The organism is Mycobacterium pseudokansasii (assembly GCF_900566075.1).
In the GTDB taxonomy this organism is placed as follows: domain Bacteria; phylum Actinomycetota; class Actinomycetes; order Mycobacteriales; family Mycobacteriaceae; genus Mycobacterium; species Mycobacterium pseudokansasii.
Genome location: NZ_UPHU01000001.1, coordinates 2071890 through 2093753 on the forward strand (window position 1 = coordinate 2071890; position 21864 = coordinate 2093753).

Annotated in this window: 21 protein-coding genes; 12 read left to right on the forward strand and 9 right to left on the reverse strand. The window is 65.5% G+C overall.

The annotated features are described in order from the left end of the window. Nucleotide 1: 1 nt before the first annotated feature. A complete protein-coding gene (gene ngg, locus EET10_RS09415; RefSeq protein ID WP_122502092.1) occupies nucleotides 2-1792 on the reverse strand; it encodes an N-acetylglutaminylglutamine synthetase in 1791 nt (596 codons plus the stop codon). Next, nucleotides 1789-2040 carry a hypothetical protein gene (locus EET10_RS09420; RefSeq protein WP_036407105.1) on the reverse strand — a complete coding sequence of 84 codons (252 nt, stop codon included), beginning with the start codon at nucleotides 2038-2040 and terminating at the stop codon, nucleotides 1789-1791. Before EET10_RS09420 ends, ngg begins: the two co-directional genes overlap by 4 nt. 298 nt (nucleotides 2041-2338) lie before the next feature. Between EET10_RS09420 and EET10_RS09425 the strand changes: the two genes are divergently transcribed. Beyond that, nucleotides 2339-3223, forward strand: coding sequence for a cyclopropane mycolic acid synthase family methyltransferase (locus tag EET10_RS09425; RefSeq protein WP_036407107.1), 885 nt, complete (start codon nucleotides 2339-2341; stop codon nucleotides 3221-3223). A gap of 72 nt (nucleotides 3224-3295) precedes the next feature. Here EET10_RS09425 and EET10_RS09430 read toward each other — a convergent pair whose 3' ends face one another. Together EET10_RS09430 and EET10_RS09435 are read right to left on the reverse strand one after the other, a co-directional pair. Then, a complete protein-coding gene (locus EET10_RS09430; RefSeq protein WP_036407108.1) occupies nucleotides 3296-4666 on the reverse strand; it encodes an HNH endonuclease signature motif containing protein in 1371 nt (456 codons plus the stop codon). A 128-nt stretch (nucleotides 4667-4794) separates the two neighbouring features. After that, nucleotides 4795-6354 carry an aminotransferase class I/II-fold pyridoxal phosphate-dependent enzyme gene (locus EET10_RS09435; RefSeq protein WP_136624725.1) on the reverse strand — a complete coding sequence of 520 codons (1560 nt, stop codon included), beginning with the start codon at nucleotides 6352-6354 and terminating at the stop codon, nucleotides 4795-4797. A 341-nt stretch (nucleotides 6355-6695) separates the two neighbouring features. Between EET10_RS09435 and EET10_RS30730 the strand changes: the two genes are divergently transcribed. The 6 genes from EET10_RS30730 (at nucleotide 6696) to EET10_RS09460 (ending at nucleotide 13150) form a co-directional block, all read left to right on the forward strand. Next, entirely contained in the window at nucleotides 6696-7253 is a 558-nt protein-coding gene (locus EET10_RS30730; RefSeq protein ID WP_246013624.1) for a hypothetical protein, read from the forward strand. Beyond that, nucleotides 7186-7875 carry a phosphatidylserine decarboxylase gene (locus EET10_RS30735; protein WP_246013625.1) on the forward strand — a complete coding sequence of 230 codons (690 nt, stop codon included), beginning with the start codon at nucleotides 7186-7188 and terminating at the stop codon, nucleotides 7873-7875. The genes EET10_RS30730 and EET10_RS30735 overlap by 68 nt, the downstream gene beginning before the upstream one ends. A gap of 835 nt (nucleotides 7876-8710) precedes the next feature. Next, nucleotides 8711-10543, forward strand: a complete 1833-nt coding sequence (locus EET10_RS09445; RefSeq protein WP_122502094.1) for an Hsp70 family protein — start codon at nucleotides 8711-8713, stop codon at nucleotides 10541-10543. Between the two features lie 237 nt (nucleotides 10544-10780). Then, nucleotides 10781-11281 (forward strand): oxidoreductase, encoded by a 501-nt coding sequence (locus tag EET10_RS09450; RefSeq protein ID WP_122502095.1) that lies wholly within the window; start codon nucleotides 10781-10783, stop codon nucleotides 11279-11281. 23 nt (nucleotides 11282-11304) lie between these two features. Further along, a complete protein-coding gene (locus EET10_RS09455; protein WP_036407117.1) occupies nucleotides 11305-12795 on the forward strand; it encodes a molybdopterin-dependent oxidoreductase in 1491 nt (496 codons plus the stop codon). 1 nt (nucleotide 12796) lies between these two features. Next, nucleotides 12797-13150: a hypothetical protein gene (locus tag EET10_RS09460; RefSeq protein ID WP_036407120.1), complete on the forward strand. Its 354-nt coding sequence runs from the start codon at nucleotides 12797-12799 to the stop codon at nucleotides 13148-13150. Here EET10_RS09460 and EET10_RS09465 read toward each other — a convergent pair. The 4 genes from EET10_RS09465 to EET10_RS29555 form a co-directional block, all read right to left on the reverse strand. Continuing rightward, complete coding sequence (locus EET10_RS09465) at nucleotides 13116-13448, reverse strand: hypothetical protein (RefSeq protein WP_122502096.1); 333 nt, start codon at nucleotides 13446-13448, stop codon at nucleotides 13116-13118. The genes EET10_RS09460 and EET10_RS09465 overlap by 35 nt on opposite strands. 13 nt (nucleotides 13449-13461) lie before the next feature. After that, nucleotides 13462-14451 carry a hypothetical protein gene (locus tag EET10_RS09470; protein WP_174719682.1) on the reverse strand — a complete coding sequence of 330 codons (990 nt, stop codon included), beginning with the start codon at nucleotides 14449-14451 and terminating at the stop codon, nucleotides 13462-13464. Nucleotides 14452-14670: 219 nt separating this feature from the next. Beyond that, entirely contained in the window at nucleotides 14671-15510 is an 840-nt protein-coding gene (locus EET10_RS09475) for an SDR family oxidoreductase (RefSeq protein WP_036407127.1), read from the reverse strand. Nucleotides 15511-15593: 83 nt separating this feature from the next. Then, nucleotides 15594-15770: a hypothetical protein gene (locus EET10_RS29555; protein WP_167480153.1), complete on the reverse strand. Its 177-nt coding sequence runs from the start codon at nucleotides 15768-15770 to the stop codon at nucleotides 15594-15596. 352 nt (nucleotides 15771-16122) lie between these two features. On the opposite strand from EET10_RS29555, the gene EET10_RS09480 reads away from it, so the two are divergent. After that, nucleotides 16123-16584 carry an MPT63 family protein gene (locus EET10_RS09480; RefSeq protein ID WP_174719732.1) on the forward strand — a complete coding sequence of 154 codons (462 nt, stop codon included), beginning with the start codon at nucleotides 16123-16125 and terminating at the stop codon, nucleotides 16582-16584. Between the two features lie 94 nt (nucleotides 16585-16678). After that, nucleotides 16679-17614, forward strand: a complete 936-nt coding sequence (locus EET10_RS09485; RefSeq protein ID WP_081260737.1) for a lysophospholipid acyltransferase family protein — start codon at nucleotides 16679-16681, stop codon at nucleotides 17612-17614. Between the two features lies 1 nt (nucleotide 17615). Here EET10_RS09485 and EET10_RS09490 read toward each other — a convergent pair whose 3' ends face one another. Beyond that, nucleotides 17616-18344, reverse strand: coding sequence for a winged helix-turn-helix domain-containing protein (locus EET10_RS09490; RefSeq protein WP_036407131.1), 729 nt, complete (start codon nucleotides 18342-18344; stop codon nucleotides 17616-17618). A 390-nt stretch (nucleotides 18345-18734) separates the two neighbouring features. Between EET10_RS09490 and EET10_RS09495 the strand changes: the two genes are divergently transcribed. From EET10_RS09495 to frr, 3 genes are all read left to right on the forward strand, one after another. After that, nucleotides 18735-20246, forward strand: coding sequence for an FAD-dependent oxidoreductase (locus EET10_RS09495; RefSeq protein ID WP_122502097.1), 1512 nt, complete (start codon nucleotides 18735-18737; stop codon nucleotides 20244-20246). Between the two features lie 199 nt (nucleotides 20247-20445). Beyond that, entirely contained in the window at nucleotides 20446-21252 is an 807-nt protein-coding gene (pyrH, locus tag EET10_RS09500) for a UMP kinase (RefSeq protein ID WP_036407136.1), read from the forward strand. A 30-nt stretch (nucleotides 21253-21282) separates the two neighbouring features. Next, nucleotides 21283-21840 (forward strand): ribosome recycling factor, encoded by a 558-nt coding sequence (frr, locus tag EET10_RS09505; RefSeq protein WP_023372356.1) that lies wholly within the window; start codon nucleotides 21283-21285, stop codon nucleotides 21838-21840. Nucleotides 21841-21864: the final 24 nt, after the last annotated feature.

Here is a 21864-nt window from a genome sequence, read left to right on the forward strand (position 1 = left end):
ATCAACGTGGCCGCGACTCTTCCGGAGTCCACGCCGGCCGTTGCCCGGGCTGGCCCGGGAACAGGAAGTCGACGAAAGCCGCAACGGTGGGTTGCGGTTCGTGGTTGGCCAATCCGGGGCGCTCGTTGGCTTCGATGAAGGTGTAGTCGGTGCCGGTGACCTCGGGCACCAGTAGGTCGATTCCGGTCACCGGGATGCCGATCGCCTCGGCGGCCTCGACCGCGACTCGGCAAAGCTCGGGGTTCACCTTGTCGGTGACGTCGCGGATCGTGCCGCCTTGATGCAGGTTGGCGGTGGACCGCACCTGCAGCCGAATGCCTTCGGGCAGAACATCATCGAGCAGCCAGCCGGCCTTGGCGACGGTGGCTTGGGTGATGTCGTCGACAGGAATGTGCGATTCGCCGCCGGTGGCAGCGGAGCGTCGGCGGCTCTCGGCCTCGATCAGGTCACCGACGGTGTGGGTGCCCGTGCCGATCACCTCCGCAGGCATCCGCAGCGCGGCGGCCACCACCCGGCCGTCGATGACCACTAAGCGTAGGTCGTCGCCCGGTGCTCGTTGCTCGATCATCACCTCGGGGTATTCCTCACGAGCGCGCGCCGACGCCGCGGTCAGCTCGTCGGGACCGTCGTCGGCGGTCACGCCCACGGTGATGCCTTTGCCTTGCTCGCCGCGGGTCGGTTTGACGACGACCTCGCCGACCTCGGTCACAAACGCGTAGTCGTCGTCGTCGAAGGTGGCCAGGCGCACCCGAGGAACGTTGAGGCCTGCCTCCTTGACCACGCGTCGCGTCAAACGCTTGTCGTCGCAGCGGCACATGGCAATCGCCGAGGTGTATTCGGATAGCGACTCGCGGGTGATCACGCTGCGGCCGCCGTGGGACAGCCGCATCTCGCCGGTCTCGGCATCCAGTACCTCGACGAGGATTCCGCGCCGCAGCGCCTCATCGGCGATGACCCGCGCGTAGGGATTGAGGTCGTCGACCGTCTCCGGCGGTGTCGTGAACAGCGGCTCGTTGATGGCGTTGCGGCGCTTGATCGCCATCACCGGGACGCGGCGAAAACCGAGCTTCTCATACAGGGCGATCGCGGCGCCGTTGTCGTGTGCCACCGACAGGTCCAGGTAGGCGCGCCCCGTGTCGCGAAAGCGGTCCACCATGGCCCGGCTCAGAGCCTCCCCGATTCCGGGCAGCCCGGCGGCCGGGTCGACCGCCAGAGTCCACATGCTCGATCCTCGCTCCGGGTCTGTGAACAGCACCTGGTGGTCGACACCGGTCACGGTACCGACCACCGCACCGTCGTCGTCACGCACGGCGATCAGGTAGGTCACCGCATCGGCATGCAGATGGTTGTGCCAGATGGTTTCGACCGGGGCGGGAACCATTGCGCACCGGACGAATACGCGATTCATGGCATCGGCATCGGCGGGGACGTGCAGCGTCCGCACCGTCACACCCACCGGAGATGACGTCGGATCCCCGTGCCCCGAATCGTCGGCGAAACGCAGCCGATAGGTGTGGCTGGGGTCGATGAACAACTCATTCGGCGCTCCGGCGACGATGACGTGCGGCTCTCGTGCGTAGATGCAGATGTCGCGCCGTCCGGGGGCCTCCTGGCGCAGCACCTCGGCCAGTGCCGCGGAATCGGCAAAGGTTTGGCCGAATATCAGCCGACCCCAACCCAAATCGAGCTCTACGTCGTTGACCATCGATTCCATCAGGTCTGGCGGCGAGGTGTCGTGCAGGCTCAACGTGATGGGCTCCGGATGGTCCTGCGAGGGATCGACCGCGGTCATGCCGCCCCGCCGTGACACGGCAACCGGGACTCCGACAAAGCGGTATAGCGGATTCCGCTGTCGCCACCCAGGACCAGTTTGCCGTTCGAGTCGACCACCGGGGGATCGACGATGGTCTGTGGCTGGATGGCACGTGCGACCGCCAGTGTCGAGCCATGCTCACCCTTCAGTTCCGGCGAACGCACTGCCGCCGACTCATCCGGCCCGTGATCACGGAATACGTCCGGATTCTCCTGTGGATATGCCATCGTCGTGTTGTTTACCCATCTTTGGGGGCGAGTACCAACATTCACCCGAACCGACGGCTCTGAGATGGGTGTGGACGCGCGCGAAGACGCCGGCCCATCCACGGATTAAGGCTTAGACCAGTAGAGATCGTGTGGTTTACTCACGAGACGACTACTTGGATTCAGGCCGTCGAGTACTTGGATTCAGGCCGTCGAGCCACCCGTTACGGTCGGGCGGCGTGTCGGCTAAGGCCGATTCGCCCCCGGTGGCCCGGTGGCCGTAGCCAAGCTCGACACGGATCAACGTCAGAGGTGAGCTTTGCCCAACAATAGTGGTGAAAACGAAAGCCTGGAGCCGCATTTCGACGATGTGCAGGCCCACTACGACCTGTCCGACGACTTCTTCCGGCTGTTCCTGGACCCGACGCAGACTTACAGTTGCGCCTACTTCGAACGCGAGGACATGACCCTCGAGCAGGCGCAGCTGGCCAAGATCGATCTCGCGCTGGGCAAGCTGGGGCTGCAACCGGGCATGACGCTACTCGACATCGGATGCGGCTGGGGCGCCACCATTGTCCGCGCACTCGAGCGCCACGACGTCAACGTCGTAGGCCTGACGCTGAGCCGCAACCAGCACGCCCACGTACAGCGACTGCTCGACGAGCATCCCAGCGCCCGAAGCAAGCGCGTGCTGCTGCAGGGCTGGGAGCAGTTCGACGAAAAGGTGGACCGCATCGTCTCGATCGGCGCCTTCGAGCACTTCGGCCGGAACCGCTACACCGACTTCTTTTCGATGGCCTACCGGGTGCTCCCTGCCGACGGGATGATGTTGCTGCACACCATCATCAAGCCCAGCGATGAGGAGTTCGCCGCACGCGGACTGCCGATCACCATGACCAAGCTGCGGTTCATGAAGTTCATCATGGACGAGATCTTTCCGGGTGGCGACCTGCCCAGTGCCAAGGTCGTCGAGGAGCACGCGCAGCAAGCCGGCTTTGCGGTCAAACTGGTCCAGCCGTTGCGACTGCACTACGCCCGCACCCTCGACACCTGGGCCGCCGCGCTGCAGGAGCACCGGGACGAGGCCATCGCGATTCAGTCCCAAGAGGTCTACGACCGCTACATGAAGTACTTGACCGGTTGCGCCGAGCTGTTTCGCGAGGGCTACACCGACGTTGCGCAGTTCACTCTGGCCAAGGGCTGAGCACACCCTTGTCACCCGGCTGCCTCGGGTGAAGCGCTGCCCGGGTCATCGCATGCCTACGCACTGCCCTGGTTACGCCGCATCCTCGTCATCGTCGTCTCCGTCGCGCAGGAGTTTCTCCGGGTGATGGAAGGTGTTGGTTCTGGGCTGCCGGTGCTCGAGGTGGGCCGGCGGGATCCATTCGGTGTCGCCGTGGGCGTTTTTCCGGGTGCTCCAGCCACCGTCGAGGAGTTTGTGGTGGGGTCCACAGGCCAGGGTGAGTTGGTCGATACCGGTGCGGCGGGTGGTCGCCCACTCCCGGACATGATGGACCTCGCAGCGATAACCCGGCACGTCGCATCCCGGCGCGCTGCACCCACGATCCTTGGCGTACAACACAATTCGTTGCCCCGGTGCGGCCAGGCGCTTGCTGTGATACAGCGCCAACGCCTTGCCTTTGTCGAAAACCGCCAGGTAGTGGTGGGCATGGCGGGCGAGGCGGATGACATCGCTCATCGGCAACAAGGTGCCGCCGCCGCTGAGTGCCTTGCCGGCCGCGGCTTCGAGGTCTTCGAGCGTGGTGGTCACAATGATCGATGCCGGTAATCCGTTGTGCTGTCCCAGGTCTCCGCTGGCCAGCAGCCCACGCAGGCCGGCCAGCAGTCCGTCATGGTTGCGCTGACTTTCCGAGCGGGTATCACGCCGGGTGGCTTCCTTCGACGGCGTACCGTCCACGCACGGGCTCTCTTCGGCCGGGCTGCACATGCCCGGGGCGGCCAGTTTTGCCCACATTGCCTCGACGGTCGCCCGCGCCTCGGGTGTCAGATAGCCGCTGATACGCGACATGCCGTCGACGTCCTGGTTGCCCAGCGTGATACCGCGCCGCCGGGCGCGGTGCTCATCGGTGTAGTCGCCATCGGGGTGCAGGCAATCCATCAGCCGCTCCGCCAGTTTGGCCAATTGGTCGGACCGGTACCGGGTGGCCAGTAGGGCCAGGTGCGCTTCGGCTTTCACTTGGGTCTCGATATCAACACATGCCGGCAGTCGGCGAAAGAAATCGCGGATCACCCGCACATGGGCCTCCCCGATCCGGCCATCCCGCTGGGCCGCCGAGGTAGCGGTCAACTGTGGGGGCAGCGGCTCACCGGTCAATGCCCGACGCGGCCCCAGGTCTGCCGCCTCACCCACTCGCCGGCCGGCCTCGCCGCGGGTGATGCGCAGCCGGTTGGCCATCGCCGCGGGCAGTCGCCCGCCCAACTCCTCCTCGCTGGCCTGCTCGGCGAGTTGATTGATCAGTGCGTGTTCGATGCTGGGCAGCTGGCGCCGAGCCGTTTCGCACCGCTCGAGCAGCGCCAGCCGTTCGGGGGTGGTCAACGCGTCGAAGGACAGCTCCTGCAGCCGCGACAGGGTCGCTTGCAGCGCGTCGAAGGCCGAGACAACCTCCTCACGGCTACTCGAACTCATGTTCGAAACACTACGCCGACCCTCCGACATTCAAGGCGCAGACAAGGACCGCCGAGCAAAGCGATTCGATGTTTTTCTCTCAGCGAACATCGACGTCGTTTCCGTCGCCGGGGCACAGCGAACCGTTATCAGCCTGCCACCACGCGGAATTCGGCCAGCGACTCGTCGGCGGCGCCTTCGACCATCACTCCCTGAGCGGCTTGGCACTGCAGATAGTCGACTATCGCATCGGTGAGTAGCTCACCCGGGGCGACCACCGCAATGCCCGGCGGATAAGGGCAGATCATCTCCGCCGAAACGCGACCGGCGGCCCTCTGCCACGGCACCATCTCGGTGGCGCCCAGGACGGCGTCGCGCGGCAGCATGACGGTCTCGGTGCGTAGTTCTGACCACGCCGGTACATCGTCGACGGTGCGCGGCGTGGCGCCGGTGTGTTCCTCGGCCAACGCCGCCATGGCGTCGACCAGCCGTTGCGCGGTGGCGGCGGTGTCGGCGTAGCTGATCAACGCCATCACCCGCCGGTGGTCGGACAGTTCCATGTGGATGCCGCAGCGTTCGCGCAACCAGTCAGCGGCCTGGAAACCGGTCAGGCCCAGCGCCGCGACGTCGACGGTGACATGGGTCGGATCGAACGCGAAAGCCCCTGGACTTTCGAGGATTTCGTCACCCATGAGGCTGAGCCCCGGCATCCGCTCGAGTTCGGATCTGACACGCAGCGCCAAGTCGATCGCGTCGCCCAGCAGCCGCTCGCCATGTTCTTGAAACTCGCGCCGGGCCGCGTCGATGGAGGACAACAGCAGCGTCGACGCGCTGGTCGATTGCTCGAGCTCGAAGACCAACGACAGCCGTGTCGAGTCGATCCGGTCGCCCTGCCTGCTGAGCACCGAGGTCTGCAGCAACCCGTTGAGCGTCTTGTGGACGCTGCCGATGCACAAGTCGGCGCCAGACGCCAGGGCCGAGGGTGGTAGGCGGCTGCAGAAGCTGTAGTCCAGTCCCCAGGCGTCGTCGGTGATCAGCGGGATGTCGTGGGCATGCGCCACCTCGGCGAGCCGGCGGACATCGGCGCTGACCCCGTAGTAGGTCGGGGTGAACACCAGGGTGGCGACCGCCTCGGGATGGTCCCGCAAGACCCACTCCAGCCGGGCGGGGTCGACCCCATGGGCGAGTTGGCAACACTCGTCGTAATCGGGTTCCACATAGACCGGCATGGCGCCGGACAGCACCAGGGCCGAAAACGCCGACTTGTGCCCGTTGCGGGCCATCACCAGCGTCTCGCCGGGGCGCACCGCCGCCATCATCGCGACGTGGACGTTCTCCGTGCTGCCGTTGGCGGAAAACAAGGTCTCGTCGGCGCCCACGGCCGCGGCGAACAGTTGCATGGCGGTCGGCTCCACCTGCCAGGACTGGTGCCGGTTGTCGACGCCCTTGTTCATCGTGACGTCGGCGCGAAACGCCTCGGACCCCATCCAGCGGGCCGCGAGCGGTGGCATCCGGCCGGTACCCGATCGGTGGGCCGGGATGCCGAAAGCGATGTCGCCGCGCTGATGGAACGCCTGGATCGCGTCGCCGATCGGGGTGGCGTCGGGCTCGGCGCGGGCCGGCCCCGCCTCGGCCTCCGCTTGCGCTTTCGTCATGTTCTTGCGGCGCTGATGATCGACGCGTGCGGAGAACGACTTTGCGGTTGTCAATTTCGTGGCCTCCCTGATGGTGTGGCGCGCTCCCCGACGCCGGTGGCCAACTCTTTGTCGCGGAGTCGACCGCCGGTGAACGGCTCGAATGGTGGTCTATTCATGCCGCCCGCTCGGAGTCCCTCATCGCCATCTCCACTTCGTTTCGTGGCCATGAGTACCCGCTGTTTGCTGCTGGTATGCGCGGTTGCGGCAGGGGTTAGCCCACCGCCCCGCGGGTACCTCTATGAGGTAACTACCCCGGAACGACCGTCGCCGGCGGGCCAACGACGTCATCTCTCAAGCCGTTACCACCTGCTTGTTGTCGCGTCGGCGGTGCCGGCAACCTTGAGGACGGGCATATGAGCGAACCGGACGCCATCATCCAGCACCTGCGAGACATCCTCGACAAGGAGCAGGGTCTGGAAAGTCTGCTCGAGCCGTCTTTGCTGAAGGCGCGCAAGTGGGCTGAGGAAGAACTGAACCCGGAGCTGCTCGCAGCATTGGAATGGCCCACCGATATCGGTCAATACGAGGACTACCTCAAGCGCTACCTCAGATGGGTTCCGCACGAGTCGAATCGCGATGCCTGGAAAAACGAGCAGCGGCAGGCCCACGAGGTCAGCGATCGGATGGGGCATTTCTACTTTCTGGTCAACCAGAAGGTCGACGGTGAGGCGCCACAGGACTCCGACGCGTTGCGGGAGTGGATGACCGAGTTCGCTCGGCGGTGGGGCGATTTTCTCGATACGCCGGAGTCGTTCAGTCCGCAGACATTGCAGTCGTTCATCGACCATGCCCCGGAGTACCGCATCGAAGAATCTCTGGTCGACGGTGTACCGGACGCCCCCAGTGGGCTGGCTGACTGCCAACCAGTTCATCGTGCGCGAAATCAACGGCGGGCTACGGCCGATCGCTGAGCCGGCCAGCAATCTGGTGGCCACGTCGCCCGCCGATTGCCGTTGTCAGCACGCCTACGACATCGACGCCGAATCCAACATCCCGGCCACAAAGGTGAAGAACCGCAAGTATGGCACCATCAAGCAGCTCTTGGAAGGCAGCGCCTACAGCGAAAGCTTTGCCCGCGGCACCTTCGTCCATTGCATGCTGCCGGTGCACGCCTACCATCGGTACCACCTGCCGGTGGCGGGGGTGATCAAGGAATCGTTCCGGATCAACGGCAAAGTATTCATGCAGGTCGGCATCGAGAATCACGAGTTGCAGGCCAGTGAAAGCGCCAGCAGTGGATACGAGTTCTCCCAGACGCGGGGCGTGGTCACCGTCGACGCCGCCGAATCCGACTGCGGCAATATCGGCGTCGTCGCGGTGATCCCGGTGGGAATGGCGCACGTCTCGTCTGTGGTGCTCACCTCGGTGGCGGGCAAGCACATGTCCAAGGGCGAAGAATTCGGCTACTTCCAGTTCGGCGGCTCCGGCATCATCATCTTGTTTCAAGAAGGTGTGAGTCGCGAGATCGATACGAGTCAGGAGTTCCGGCTCGTCGGGACACCCGTGGCGCGCTGCCGGCTGCGCTCTGCCTAACCACGGGCCGGAGACCGCCTAGGTCATGCCGAAAACTGTTGCCGCCCTGTGGATCGCGCAGATAGCCGGACATGGCGGCCGGTAACACCCAGGCCTTAGCTTAGGATCCTTCGACGCTGTGGATATGTTGGCATGTTTGTTCTGCCCGCCCATGCGCGACAAAGCTCTTGCCCCGTTTCGCTCGTCGCGGCTTGCGCGACATATACGTCGCGCCACGCGACAAAGGCCAGGCAACCCGGCCCCGGCCCACATCGGACAAACTAGGGCCCACCGGGGAGGAGCTCGACATCCTCCCCGGCAGGGGTCTGGACCGCGACGACGGCAGGCGCGCTACGCCGTTCACGCGGTACCGCAACATCGGCGAAATGAGCCGGCGGCCGGTTAGAGTCAGCGCGTCGACCGGCTCGAAGTCGCCGCCCACGCGAGCCTACTGAAGCGACCATGGATCGCAGGGACAAATCGCCGCCGAACGCGAAATAGCGCACGCATCGGCAGCTTCCGGCAGATCGGTCGCAAACCTCTTGATAGCACCAGTCCGCCCAGCCTTGCCACTCACCACCGCCGGCACTCTCCAATCAAATGACCAAAATCCGTTTCATTCGGTCGTCGGTGCGGTACCCCCTACGCGGTGAACCAAACACCGGTTGGCGTTGATTAGCGCGTCCCTTCCTCCGTTGGCTCGCGAAACCATTCGGCTGCCCGGCCATGGTGTCCATCGACGACGCGGTCACGCAGATTACGGCGACGGGCGCTCGTGGTGCAGGTGGCAGCGGTGGGGAAGGGTTGGCCGGTGGTCCCAACAGAAAGGATCCCAACAGAAAGGATGTAGGGGGAGATGACCGACCCGCTCGGCTTGTCGTTCGGGGTGGCAAACCTCGTCGCCGCGCGAACCGGCAGCGCCCCGGTGACCCGCAGCTCGGTGCTGACACTGTTCAACCAGCGCGCGCCCCAGGTGGGCACGCCCGAGGAAAACCCCAATGTGGCCGGGCCCGGACTTGCGCTGAGCGGATTCGTTGAACGGGTCGCAGACCCGGAGCCGTTGACCGCGGCCGACGGATCTGCCCACTCCGGCGCGGCCATTACTGCCGGAGCGCTCGATGCGATGGCAGGCACTGTCGGTTACGGGGCGCCCGTTGCCGTCGCGGTTCCCGCGCATTGGGGCACGCGTCAGGTCGGCGCGCTGCGGGAGGCGCTGCGGGGCCATCCTGACTTGGCGCCAGGCGCGGTACAACCGGCCTTCATCGGCGACGCCACCGCCGCGCTGGCGGCGCTGTACGCCAAACCGGGCTTTCCCACCGACGGCATCGTGGTGCTATGTGACTTCGGCGCCAGCGGCAGCAGCGTCACCTTGACCGATGCGGCGTCGAACTTCCGCCAAATCGCCGCGACCCAGCGGTACACCGACTTCTCGGGAAACCAGCTTGACCAGATGATCTTGCGGCATCTGGCGGTGCAGGCTCGCGATGCCGACGCCGCCGCCGATGCCGACGGCACCGCGCCGCTGGCGCCGCTGAGCCGACGGCTGGCCCAGTGCCGCAGTGCCAAGGAACAACTGTCGGCCGCGACGGTCGCGGTCATCCCGGCTGAGCTTCCCGGTATCGGCGAGGATGTCCGCCTGACCCGCGCCGAGTTCGAAGACCTTATCTGCCATCCGCTGCAACGATTCATCGCCAGCGTCGAGGAAGTGTTGCAACGCAACCAGATTCCACAAGGCAGACTGGCCGCCATCGCGACAGTCGGAGGGGGCGCCAGCATCCCGTTGATCACCAGTCGGCTCTCGGAGCGGCTGCAGGTGCCGATTGTCACCACGGCGCAACCCAGGTTGAACGCGGCCATCGGCGCCGCCGTCCTGGCCCAGATGAGGTCTTCAGCCGTTGGGCCGCCCCCTCAGGGCGCGGTTGGCAACGCGGCGGTCGGGACGGCCGCCGCCGCAACGGAAGGCGAAGCCGCGGCGCTCGCGCCTACTGAAGTGGTTCCGTCGGCGTGGGCAGTCGGGGCAAGCCATGCTGCGGCGGGCGAAGCGGCGGTGGACGGGGACCAATCGGCGACCTACCGTGCGCTGGCCTGGTCGCAGGAGGCCGCAGCGGGCGACCCCGCGATACCCGGCGTCGACTATGGCGATGCGGGCGCCGGCGTGATCGCCGACACCGAACAGCCCGATGCCCATTCCGACGATGCGTCCCAACGCACGCACTGGTACGGGCGTTCGTCGGTGCTCATCAGCGTGACCGGTGCGGCGGCCGTCGCACTGGTGATAGCCGCTGTGCTGGCCGTGAAGTTCGGTGCCGCGAAAAGCAAACCCGTCAATAACACCCGGGTCATCACGCCGCCCGTCGAGTCCTCCCAGCTGGTGCCGGTACCTCCACCGGCCTCGAACACCGCCTCGATCACGGTCTCGAACACGCCCACTGTCACTGCGTCGTCGACTATCGAATCGACCGAATCGGTGACGACGCCGCCGGCAACCACCGTGGCGACGACACAGCCGCCGGTGACAGCGACCCATCCGGCGACCACATATCCCACCACCCCGGCCTACCCGACGACCACCAATCCGGCCAACCCATATTCGACGACCCCATACCCGCCCGCGAACAAGAGCCTGGCACCGGCCCCACCGCCGACGACGACGACACTGGTGCCCGTCAGACCGCCATTGAATCCCTGACCCGGTGCGCCGGATGAGTCGCTCGGTGGTGCGGCTCGAGATCGGTGAACCGATTTGCCCACCAATGGAATTCGATCCCCGCCTGCTCCCTGGGTATTTGCTGGACGACGGCGCAGTTGCCGAAGCCTTCGTCTTCAGAGAACGACCGGGCGCGGATCGGCCGGGCTCGCGCCCGGTCTGCTGCCATGCCGGAGAACCACCGGTTTGCGGCCCGATTCGGCGGGGTACTTAGCAGCGGTGGCTGGTCTGCTCGGGCGACTGTTGCTCAAGGCGTGGCAGCGACTGTGGTCTTCGCCGGTGCTGACACTGAACGGCTACGTCGCATTCGATCTGCCGCGAACGGTGACCGGGTTAGCCGGATCGCTGCTGATCGGCCTGCTAGGAGTGCACGTCTACCTGTTGGCCACCCAGCCGGGCTTGCCGCTGTACTTCGTGATCTACGCCGCGGTGCTGATCGCCGGCTGTCTGATCGCGGCCGCTGCCATGGCGTTGGCACTGGAACCGATTGTGCCGCAAGTCGGTTGGTATTTCGGCAGCTTCATCTGCGGGCTCTTCCTACTTATCTATCTGGGTAGCCGGTTCGCCGGTCTGCCCGGGCTGGTGTCGCTGACCGGCCGCTGGGACCTGGCGCCCGGAACGCTTGCGGCAGCGTTCGCCGCGGGCTTCGTCGCCGTCCATGCGACGGTCCTGTCGGGCATCAACGTGGCTTATCCGCAGCGGCAGAACTGGCACGACTGAATCGGGCAGGAATGACGCAGACTATGACCGTCCTCGACTTCCCGGCGTGGCTGCGGATCGACCATTGGCTCAACGTGTTGTTCCTGACCTTGGTGATTCGCAGCGGCATCGAGATCCTGTCCACTCACCCCAAGTTGTACTGGCACGACGACAGCACACCGGGTACCGAGTGGGCGCGCTTCACCACCAAGGAGATGCCGATCAACAAGCTGTACGACACCCTCGACGAAGAGGAGGACTACAGCTCACTTTTCGCGTTGCCCGGCCACAAGAAGCTGGGCATGGGCCGTCACTGGCACTTCTTCTCGGTCATCGGGTGGATCCTCGTCGGACTGTCGTACTACATCCTGCTGTTCACCACCGGCCAGTGGCACCGGTACTGGCCGTATTCGTGGTCGATCTTCCACGAGGCGTACAACGACATCGTCACCTACCTGAGCTTCAACCTGCCGCCGCTGTTACCCGGCGGACCCGACGATGCCATCCAGAAGCTGACCTATGCCGCCGTCATCTTCTTCCTGGCGCCGTTTCAGATCCTGACGGGTGCCGCGCAGTCGCCGGCCGTCGAGGCGGCATTTCCGTGGTACGTGCGGATGTGGGGAGGCCGGCAATGGGCGCGCAGCCTGCACTTCCTGGGGCTGGTGGCGTTCCTGGTCTTCATCGTCATCCACCTGTCGATGGTGTTCTTCTGGGGCTGGGGCGAGTTGACCGCGCTGATGATCTTCGGTTCCATTCGTAACACCAACTGGGCCACCACGTGGTCGTTGGTCATCATTGCTGCCATCGTCGCGGTCCACGTCGCGGCGACGGTATGGAGTCTGCGCCGGCCCGTTCAGGTCCGCCGCGTCCTTGGCGCCGTCGTCACCGCAGTCCGCAAAGCCTTGCTGCGGCCATTGAATTCGCGGCAGAACTACCCGCAGCGAATGATCTCCATGGAACACCGGGTCAACGGCAAACCGCCGGCGAGCACCGAATACAAGGTGATGGCGGTGCACAACTTCGTCGACTGGCGATTGCGGATCGGCGGCTTGGTGGAGCACCCGGTCACCCTGGATCTGGACGGGCTGCGGGCGCTGGCCGACCGGCAGTCGCAGCGGGTCATGCACAACTGTGTCCAGGGCTGGACGAGCATCGGCGAGTGGAGCGGGCTGCCGCTGGCTTCGCTCGCCGACCATGTGCGGCCGCTGCCGCAGGCGAAATACATCTGCTTTCTGACCATGCAGGACAACGGCCGCGACGAGCCCAGTGCAGAGGGGGTAGGACAGTTCTACGAGGTGATGGACCTCGAGCTGGCGTACAAGCCGCAGACGCTGCTGGCCTACGAGATGAACGGGAAGCCGCTGCCCATCAAGCACGGAGCGCCGTTGCGGCTGCGGGTGGAGACGCAGGTGGGCTTCAAAATGGCGAAGTGGATCAACCAGATCGAGTTCATCGACGACTACTCCGGCATCGGTCACGGCCTGGGCGGCTGGCGCGAGGACAACGTCCATTACGACAAGGATGTGGAGATCTGACATGGCCGACATGGCGGTACGGCCGGAGCTGATCAACCTGAAAAGTGCCGAGCGACAGCAAGTGTCAGAGCTGGTGGCGGTCAAAGGCGGGCACTGTGCGGCGTGCGGCGGCAAGGATTTCGAGGTCGGGCATGCGCTGTATCTGGGTTTCCTGTTCCTCAATGAAGACGACGACGCCTTCATGGTGGCGTTGACCTGTCGCGACCCTGACTGCCCCACGCCGCGGACCGGAATTGTATTGGCGGCCAGGGAATTCCTGACCGACTACCAAGGAGTTTCGGACATCGGCGCGATCGCCGGCCACGCCAGGGCGGCACAGGCTAGCGCCACCTGGGGTGGCTCGGGGTGTCGGTGAACCGGGGCCGGGCCAGATCGAACCTCTCGATCAGATCCGACACCGAGCGCAGTTCGTCACACACCGATTGGAACCGGCGTTCGTCAGCCTCGCCCAGTATCCCCAGGCAGCTGTAATGCACCAGCCGGCGCAGTCGTCCGGCCAGCGCCGCCCCCCACCGGATGCTGAAGTCGTAGGTCTGGCCGTCGTCGACCTCGGCGCAGCGGCCGAGCTCTTTGAGCGCCTCGATCTGCTCGGTGAGCAGTTCGAGGTCATCGTCGACACCGAGCGGTTGGGGTGTGTTTGCTGCTGTACTCATTGGTATGGCTGTCCTAGGGGCGCGGTTTGGCCACGCTGACCAGATACGGCTGACCGCGCAGGGTCAGATACACCCGCTTCGGCCCGACCGCCATCCCGGATAGCGGCGCCATGGCGGCCGGACCGCCGAGGCCTGTCCGATAGTCGATCGTGCGCAGCACCGGGATGATCCCGTCCGAGTAGCCGGTGAAGCTCTCCGTTTCCAGCACCACCACGTCGCGGTCGGTGGCCGCGTAGATGCGGGTTTCGTCGGTGCCCAGGTAGCGAATCGGCGCCGAGAGTTGCGCGCAGCCAAGCACTTCCATGCCGTGCCCGCCTCGCCGCGAATCGACCGCGTACAGCACGCTGTCGTTGCGTCCGGCGACGTAGCTGCGCGTCACGGCCGTTCCGTCCCCCGCCGACACGGCCACATCCATCTGCAACGAGCCGCGTTCTTCCGGAGGCGACGACGGCCCTTTGTAGTAGCGGATTCCGGACGGTCCGTAGAGGTGGTACTCGATCTGGCGTCCGCGGTTGGCGCCGTCGATGGTGTCTGCGGGCTCTGCGGAGATGTCGGCGGGCGGCAATTTCCGAAAGCCGTACTGATCCACCGGCGTCACCGAAGACCCGTCCGCCGACAGCGCCAGCAACACCCGCATCCCGGCGTCTTCGGTCAGATAAGCCGGGGCCGGCCCGGCGTCGAACTCGTCGACGCGTTGCAGGCTCTCGATGTCGACGACCGTCACCCGGTCACGCTGCGGTTGCGGCACGAAGACGTGCCGATCGTCCTTCTGGCTGATCTGCAAGTTGCGCCCGACGTCCATCGGTTCCGAGAGGCGCGTATCGGCGGTCGGGGAACCGGTGACCGTGATCTTGGCGAGCCGGTGATCATCGGTGAACCCCAGCAGCGACCGGTCGCGATACGACCAGACGGGGTCACGCACCGAGGCGCCGATCGCGGTCAGCTCCACCGCCGGCGCGCTTTCCAGCGTGGCCCCGGGAGCGGAACACCCGGCCGCTGCCATGAGTCCGGCGGCTAATGCGCCAGATGCGCCAGACCAGCGCCACCGCAGACAGCGCCGGTGACAACTATCGATGGCCACGATCGTCCTTTCACCATCGCCCTAAGGGTCAGTACCCCCGCAACCGCCCGGTTACACGTGTGGTTACGGGGATCGCCGGGCGACCCCGCCCGGCCCGGCTCCGATGACAGGGGCGGTCGCTCACCAAACCAACAGCGCGCCTTAGAGAATCGGCCGTCCTCCGGTGACGGCTACCCGGGCGCCGGACATGTAACTCGCGCCATCGGATGCCAGCAGGACGTAGATCGGCGCCAGTTCGGCGGGTTGGCCGGCCCGTCCCAACGGCACGTTGTCCCCGAAGGACTGCACGCTGTCGGCGGTCATTGTGGCCGGGATCAGCGGTGTCCATATGGGACCGGGCGCCACGCTGTTGACGCGAATCCCCTTGTCGCCGAGCAGTTGAGCCAGACTTGCCGAGAAATTGGCGATGGCCGCCTTGGTTGCGGCGTAGGGCGCCAGTGTGGGGTTGGGCGTATCGGAGTTGACCGAGGAACTGCCGATGATCGAGGACCCGGGGCCCAGGTAGGGCAACGCGGCCTTGGCGAGATGAAAGTATGCGCCGACATTGAGCCGAAAGGTGTAGTCCCATTCCTCGTCGCTGATCTCGTCCAGGCTTTCGTGCATCATCTGATACGCGGCATTGTTGACCAGGATGTCGAGCCCGCCGAATTCCCGGACGGCGCGGTCGATCACCGCGCGGCAGTGCGCCGGATCGGCGAGGTCCCCCGGTACCAGGACGCAGCGTCGGCCGGCTTCTTCGACATAGCGTGCGACGTCGCGCGCGTCGTCGTGCTCGTTGAGGTATGAGATGAGCACATCGGCGCCTTCTCGCGCATACGCGATCGCCACCGCCCGGCCGATGCCGCTGTCCCCGCCGGTAATGACCGCGCGCTTACCGGTGAGTTTTCCCGAACCGCGATAGCTGGCCTCGCCGCAATCAGGAACAGGATTCATCCGGGCCTGCACCCCGGGCACGCGTTGTTGCTGTGCCGCAAAGCTCATGGCAACTTCCTTTCCGGTAATTCATGCTGACCAATTGTCAAGCGCCGCAAATGTTCAACAAACATCTGCGCAGTGGCATCAGTTCAGGATTTCCGGCTTGCCGGGCCGGCCGTGGACACGTCAGGATTGCCGTCGGCCGTTGGCTCCGGATCGCGCCATTCTTCGCTCCTGCTGGATCGGTTTCCCTGCAGGGTGCCGCTCAATTCATGCTTGAGCTCATCGTCGTTGCGCGCGCTGTGCTTGGCGTTCCCACGTTCCATAGCAGGCTCCCCCCTTTGTGAGCGGCTTGGTCCCGGCTGCAGACGGGCTACCCGTGGCCACCACGGGCTAATCAACCAATTCGTCTTCCGGCGGAATGTGCTCGGCGCCGTGGCACCTGATACCGCTGTTAATAGATGTTAATGAGAGTTGCCAATGATGTTGTCGGGCAAACGGAAGGGCGACGGGTCCGTACAGGTAGATCTGCCGATCTGGGCAACGTGTGAGGTGGCCGGGTTTGGGCCCCCGTCAGCAGGGTTATTCGTTGGGAGTGGTTAGGGCCCCGAATAAGGGAACAACTGCTTTGAACGACACGAAAGAGAGGGGATAAGCGTGAAGTTCACAACGACGGCGATGAAGACCGGCATCGGTGCCGCGGCGATAGCGGCGGCGGGTGTCTTCGGCGCGGCAACGGCGACCGCGGCGCCTCCGACCATCGAGGGCTTCGGTACGGCCGAACAGCTGGTGGACGGGCCGATGGTCACCTCCTATACGGTGGCCAATCTGCAGCCGAGCAACGTGACCATTCCGGGTTACACCCCGCACGGAAAGCTCTACCAGGCCGAGGTCACCGCCAAATCCATCAGCGGAGTCGTGACCCCGGTGGTCTCTGACTTCAACGCCCGCTCCGCCAGCGGTCAGACCTACCGGGTGATCGACACGGTGCCGGTTCCCAACGGGCTGAATCCGGCGCCGATCAATCAGGGTGACCAACGTAGCGGATTGATTTACTTCGACGTGACCGGCCAGCCGCCCAATGGCGTGGTCTACAACGACGGAGTTCAAGACGTCCTCATCTGGACCAGCAACGTCTAACCGCTGCTTGTCATCGACCTCCCCGCGTCAACGTCGACGCGGGGAGGTCTCGTTTGCCCGCATTGGCACCGGATCAATCGGGTACCCCGACGGCATGAGTGCTAGCGATCTCAGGCCTGAAGAAGTCCGCCAACAGGCACGGCGCCATGCCGATCAGGCGCGGGCGATGATGGGGGACAAGCGGGACAAGCAGGACGGTGGTCTCAGCGGCTGGGTAGCCAGACGGGCCGGGGAATGGGATCTCGACGGCCAGGACGAAACGACTCTGCACCGCCACAAGTTTGTGTGGAACCTGCTTGTCGACTACTGGTTCCGGATGGAGATAGACGGTTGGGGGAACATTCCCGAGCCGCCGGTGCTGCTGGTCGGCATTCACTCGGGGGCTCCGTTCGTCTGGGACGCGTGGACTGTGGGTCTGCAATGGTGGCGAAGGTTCGGACCGGAGCGCCCGTTGCATGGCACCGCTCACGACGCACTGATGGCGATTCCGGGAATCGGGCGATACTTCCGGTCGATGGGGGTCCTTCCCGCGGCCCCGGACGCCATCGCGACGGCATTGGCCGAGGGGCGTGACGTGGCTTTGTGGCCCGGCGGTGAGGTGGATTCGCTGCGCCCCTGGACCGAGCGTGACCGGGCCAACCTCGCCGGGCGGAAAGGCTTCGTGAAGATGGCGATTCGTGCCGGGGTGCCGATCGTGCCGATCGCGACGGTCGGCGGCGCCGACGCCATGCCGGTGCTGATTCGCGGCGACCGCCTATCCCGGGCCTTACAGCTCGATCGCCTGTTGCGGCTGAAGGTGTTTCCGCTGGCGATCTCACTGCCGTGGGGTATTGCGCCGGCAGCGCTTCCGCAGCTGCCATTGCCCGCCAAGATCCGTACCCGGTTCATGCCCGCGGTCGACCTGGACCACGACCCTGCCCGCGCCGGCGATGACGCCTATGTCGACAGCAAGTACCGCGAAGTCGAGGACACCATTCAGCACGGCATGGACGCCCTGACACGCAAGCGCGCCCTGCCGCTGTTCGGCTGAACTACTGCGCGACGGAGTCCCGGGCCGCGGTCGACGCGGGACTTACCTCCGGCTCGCGGACAATCCACCGGGGCTGTGGTGGCGTCGCCGCCCGGTAGCCCACGCTGCGGACGGTTTCCACCAGCGCGGCGTACTCGGCTCCGAGCTTGGCGCGCAGTCGTCGCACGTGAACGTCAACGGTACGGACCTGCCCGGTGCAGTCGTATCCCCACACTTCATGCATCAGCCGGGTCCGGGTGAACGCCCGCCCGGCGTGCTGCACAAGAAACGCAAGCAATTTGAATTCGGTGGCGGTCAGGCCCAGGTCTTTGCCGCCCAGAGACGCCGTATAGCTGTCGGGGTGCAGCAGAAGGTCTCCGAATTCGAGGGTGCCCTGCAGCGCGTTGCGCCGGCGGGTGATCGCCAGCCGCAACCGTGCCCGCAGCTCGGCCGCGTCGGCCGCCTCCAGCAGCACATCGTCGAAATGCCAGTCGACGTCAACCTCGATGAAATCGGCCAGCGCGACAACGGCGACCACCGCAAGTACGGGTGCGCCGGCCGTCAGCCGCCGGCATGCCCGGCGAGCCGCAGCCAGGTCGGTGCGCGCATCGATCATCGCGACGTCAGCGCCGTCGAGCTGCCATGCGTGGTAGTCGTCCAGCGGGGCACGCCGCATCGAGCGCGCGAACGATTCCAATCTCGGCAATGCCGATGGGAAGTCGGCGTCGTTGCTGATCAGCAGGACTTCCAACAGACGTCTCCCAACCTCCCGCGAGGGTCCCAGCACTTGCTGGCTCACAGCGAAGCCCTGAGTACCCGCTCGCAGGAGAATTATTCCCAGGTGTGAGCGGGCCACCGGCTCGGCTTGCGGCGCAGTCGATGAACCCGGCCCGTGTCCCGGGCCGGGTCCACCCTTCCCTCACGCTTCCCTCGAGCTGTGCCGCCCGGCTGGCGGCGCTGCCCGGCCGCGTTAGCCGACTCGTGCCGAGCAGCTTTCAGCTGGGCGCCGAATTCCCCGCAGCACCGACCGCTCAAACATCGGCATCGAGGTGCCCGCGCCGGCGGGCCGAATCATGGCCGGCTGCAGCGCTGTTAGCACCGACACCGTTTGGGTTTGCTCGCAGCGGGCAATTAGGCACCAATGACATCGCTATGGCTGGCCGGCCACAATCGGCTGCGGGAGCAATCCGATCGGCTGAACGGCCAGTTGACGTCGGCCGACGTGGTGGTCGTCGGCGCCGGTATCACCGGACTGGTCAGCGCGGTGCTGTTGGCCCGGGCCGGCAAGGAGGTGCTGGTGCTGGAAGCCCGCACCGCGGGCGCGGTGACCACCGGCAACACCACCGGAAAGCTCAGCCTGCTGCAGGGAACTACGCTGTCGAAGATCGTCGCTCGCCACGGCGACGGGCTCGCCGCCGACTACGTGCGGGGCAATCGGGAGGGTCAGGAGTGGCTGTTGAGGCACTGTGCCGTCAACCAGCTGCCGCTACAGCGCGAAGACGACTACACCTACGCCCAAAACCCCGGTGAAGTTACGTCGGCGCGCGCCGTGCTGGCCGCCTGTCACCGGGCAGGAGTCGACGCGCAGTGGGCCGATGAGGCCGATGCGCCGTTTCCGTACCACGGTGGAGTGCGGCTGGCCGATCAAGCCCAGATCGACCCTATGCCGTTGCTGGACAGCTTCATCCGGGAGCTGACCGACCGTGGCGGTCTTCTTGTGGAAGGCGCCCGGGTGCGGAAGTTGTCGCATCATCGGGGCCGTGTCCGGATGGCGGTGCGTACCGCTGACGGCGACGGCGATGTCGTTGCGGGACACTGCATCCTGGCCACCGGCATGCCCGTCTTCGACCGCGGCGGATTCTTCGCCCGGCTCAAACCCAACAGGTCCTATTGCACGGCTTTCGACGTCCCGGGCCCCATCACCCGGTCGATGTTCATCTCTGCGGGCTCGCCGACCAGGTCCGTGCGCTATGCGCCGTTCGGCGAGGGTGAGCGGCTCATCGTGGCCGGAGCCAGCCATGTCGTAGGGCGGAAGAGTCCGACAGCCGAACTCGACGAGCTGACGTCATGGGCACGACGCCACTACCCGGGCGCGGTGGCGACTCATCGCTGGTCGGCTCAGGACTACACGCCCGTCGACCAACTTCTCTATGTCGGCCCCATCCTGCCCGGTGATGAAAAGGTGCTCGTCGCCTCCGGCTTCAACAAGTGGGGACTGACCAACGGAGTGGCCGCGGCGTTGCTACTCAGCGCGCGCATTCTCGGCGAACGGATGGACTGGGCGCGTGCGTTCGCGGCGTGGAGTCCGCATGAATTGAGCGGGGTCACCACGGCTCTCACCGCCAACCTCGAGGTCGCCTATCACCTGGCCAAAGGCTGGCTGGCGCCGGCCCTCCGGCGATCCGATGGCATCGACGGCAATGGTGACGGCAACGGTGGTGTGGTCACCGGGCCACCGTGGCACCTGCAGGCGAGGTGTTCGGTGGACGGCGTCGAGCATCAGGTTTCGCCGGTCTGCCCACACCTCGGCGGGATCGTGAACTGGAACGAGGCCACTCAAGCCTGGGAATGCCCGTTGCACGGGTCGCGGTTTGCGCCGGACGGCGCGCTGCTGGAAGGACCCGCCACCCGGGACCTGAACGCCTCGTCTTAGCCTCGTCTTAGGCCGGTCTCCGGCGGGTCTTAGGCCGATTCTGGGACGCGCGCCGGCCACCGTGGTTCGAGTTCCTTCGTCGGCGGTCGTCCACCGGCGAGGTGAACCACCCCGGCTATCCCACGGCACCGCGATGAGGCAGGATGTCAGATGCCGTCCCGCGTGGTCGCCGGGATGGCACTGTCATGCGAGGAGTCTTATGGCGGAGTCCCCGGAAACTGACGTCGCCGGCTCGACGGCTCCCCGGCCGGAGGCGACAACCACCAACGGCATACCGGCTTCGGCAGTTCCGCACCCACCGTCGAGGTATAAGCGGGTGTTGCTCAAGCTCGGCGGCGAAATGTTCGGCGGCGGCCAAGTGGGACTCGATCCCGACGTGGTGGCGCAAGTCGCCCGGCAGATCGCCGAGGTGGTGCGCGGTGGGGTGCAAGTCGCCGTCGTGATCGGTGGCGGCAACTTCTTCCGTGGCGCGCAGTTGCAACAGCGCGGTATGGAACGCACCCGTTCGGACTACATGGGCATGCTCGGTACCGTCATGAACAGCCTTGCGCTGCAAGACTTTCTGGAGAAGGAAGGCATTGTCACCCGAGTCCAGACGGCGATCACAATGGGCCAGGTGGCCGAGCCCTATCTGCCGTTGCGGGCGGTGCGTCACTTGGAGAAGGGGCGGGTGGTGATCTTCGGCGCCGGCATGGGGCTGCCCTACTTCTCCACCGACACCACGGCAGCGCAGCGGGCGCTGGAGATCGGCGCGGACGTGGTCTTGATGGCTAAGGCGGTCGACGGTGTTTTCGCCGAGGATCCACGCGAGAATCCCGCGGCCGAACTACTGACCGTGATCAGTCACCGGGAGGTGATCGACCGGGGGTTGCGAGTTGCCGATACCACCGCATTCAGCTTGTGTATGGACAATGGCATGCCGATTCTGGTGTTCAACTTGCTGGTCGATGGGAATATTGCCCGTGCGGTCGCTGGTGAGAAGATCGGAACGCTGGTCACCACCTAAACGCTGGTCACCACCTAAGGGGAAGACGCGATGATCGATGATGCTCTCTTCGATGCCGAAGAGAAAATGGAGAAGGCCGTATCGGTGGCCCGTGACGACCTGTCAACCATTCGGACCGGGCGCGCCAACCCGGGTATGTTCTCCCGGATCGTCATCGACTATTACGGCACCAACACCCCGATCACCCAGCTGGCCAGTATCAACGTTCCCGAGGCACGGCTGGTCGTCATCAAGCCGTATGAAGCCAACCAGCTGCACGCCATCGAGACCGCGATTCGCAACTCCGACCTCGGAGTCAACCCCACCAACGACGGCACCCTGATCCGCGTGGCGATCCCGCAGCTCACCGAGGAGCGCCGGCGGGAGCTGGTCAAGCAGGCCAAGCACAAAGGCGAGGAAGCCCGGGTCTCGGTACGCAACATTCGTCGCAAGGCGATGGAAGAACTGCACCGCATCCGCAAGGACGGCGAGGCCGGCGAGGACGAGGTCGGCCGCGCGGAAAAGGACCTCGACAAGACCACCCACCACTACGTCGCCCAGATCGATGAACTGGTGAAACACAAAGAAGGCGAGCTGCTGGAGGTCTAGGACCGCTCAGCAGCCAATTTCGTA

Bases quoted from the DNA above. Each gene is read 5' to 3' on its own strand.
- ngg (WP_122502092.1), bottom strand. From the start codon at position 1,792: ATGACCGCGGTCGATCCCTCGCAGGACCATCCGGAGCCCATCACGTTG.
- EET10_RS09420 (WP_036407105.1), bottom strand. From the start codon at position 2,040: ATGGCATATCCACAGGAGAATCCGGACGTATTCCGTGATCACGGGCCG.
- EET10_RS09430 (WP_036407108.1), bottom strand. From the start codon at position 4,666: ATGAGTTCGAGTAGCCGTGAGGAGGTTGTCTCGGCCTTCGACGCGCTG.
- EET10_RS30730 (WP_246013624.1), top strand. From the start codon at position 6,696: ATGAGCGAACCGGACGCCATCATCCAGCACCTGCGAGACATCCTCGAC.
- EET10_RS09445 (WP_122502094.1), top strand. From the start codon at position 8,711: ATGACCGACCCGCTCGGCTTGTCGTTCGGGGTGGCAAACCTCGTCGCC.
- EET10_RS09455 (WP_036407117.1), top strand. From the start codon at position 11,305: ATGACCGTCCTCGACTTCCCGGCGTGGCTGCGGATCGACCATTGGCTC.
- EET10_RS09460 (WP_036407120.1), top strand. From the start codon at position 12,797: ATGGCCGACATGGCGGTACGGCCGGAGCTGATCAACCTGAAAAGTGCC.
- EET10_RS09465 (WP_122502096.1), bottom strand. From the start codon at position 13,448: ATGAGTACAGCAGCAAACACACCCCAACCGCTCGGTGTCGACGATGAC.
- EET10_RS09470 (WP_174719682.1), bottom strand. From the start codon at position 14,451: ATGGCAGCGGCCGGGTGTTCCGCTCCCGGGGCCACGCTGGAAAGCGCG.
- EET10_RS09475 (WP_036407127.1), bottom strand. From the start codon at position 15,510: ATGAGCTTTGCGGCACAGCAACAACGCGTGCCCGGGGTGCAGGCCCGG.
- EET10_RS29555 (WP_167480153.1), bottom strand. From the start codon at position 15,770: ATGGAACGTGGGAACGCCAAGCACAGCGCGCGCAACGACGATGAGCTC.
- EET10_RS09480 (WP_174719732.1), top strand. From the start codon at position 16,123: ATGAAGACCGGCATCGGTGCCGCGGCGATAGCGGCGGCGGGTGTCTTC.
- EET10_RS09485 (WP_081260737.1), top strand. From the start codon at position 16,679: ATGAGTGCTAGCGATCTCAGGCCTGAAGAAGTCCGCCAACAGGCACGG.
- EET10_RS09495 (WP_122502097.1), top strand. From the start codon at position 18,735: ATGACATCGCTATGGCTGGCCGGCCACAATCGGCTGCGGGAGCAATCC.
- pyrH (WP_036407136.1), top strand. From the start codon at position 20,446: ATGGCGGAGTCCCCGGAAACTGACGTCGCCGGCTCGACGGCTCCCCGG.
- frr (WP_023372356.1), top strand. From the start codon at position 21,283: ATGATCGATGATGCTCTCTTCGATGCCGAAGAGAAAATGGAGAAGGCC.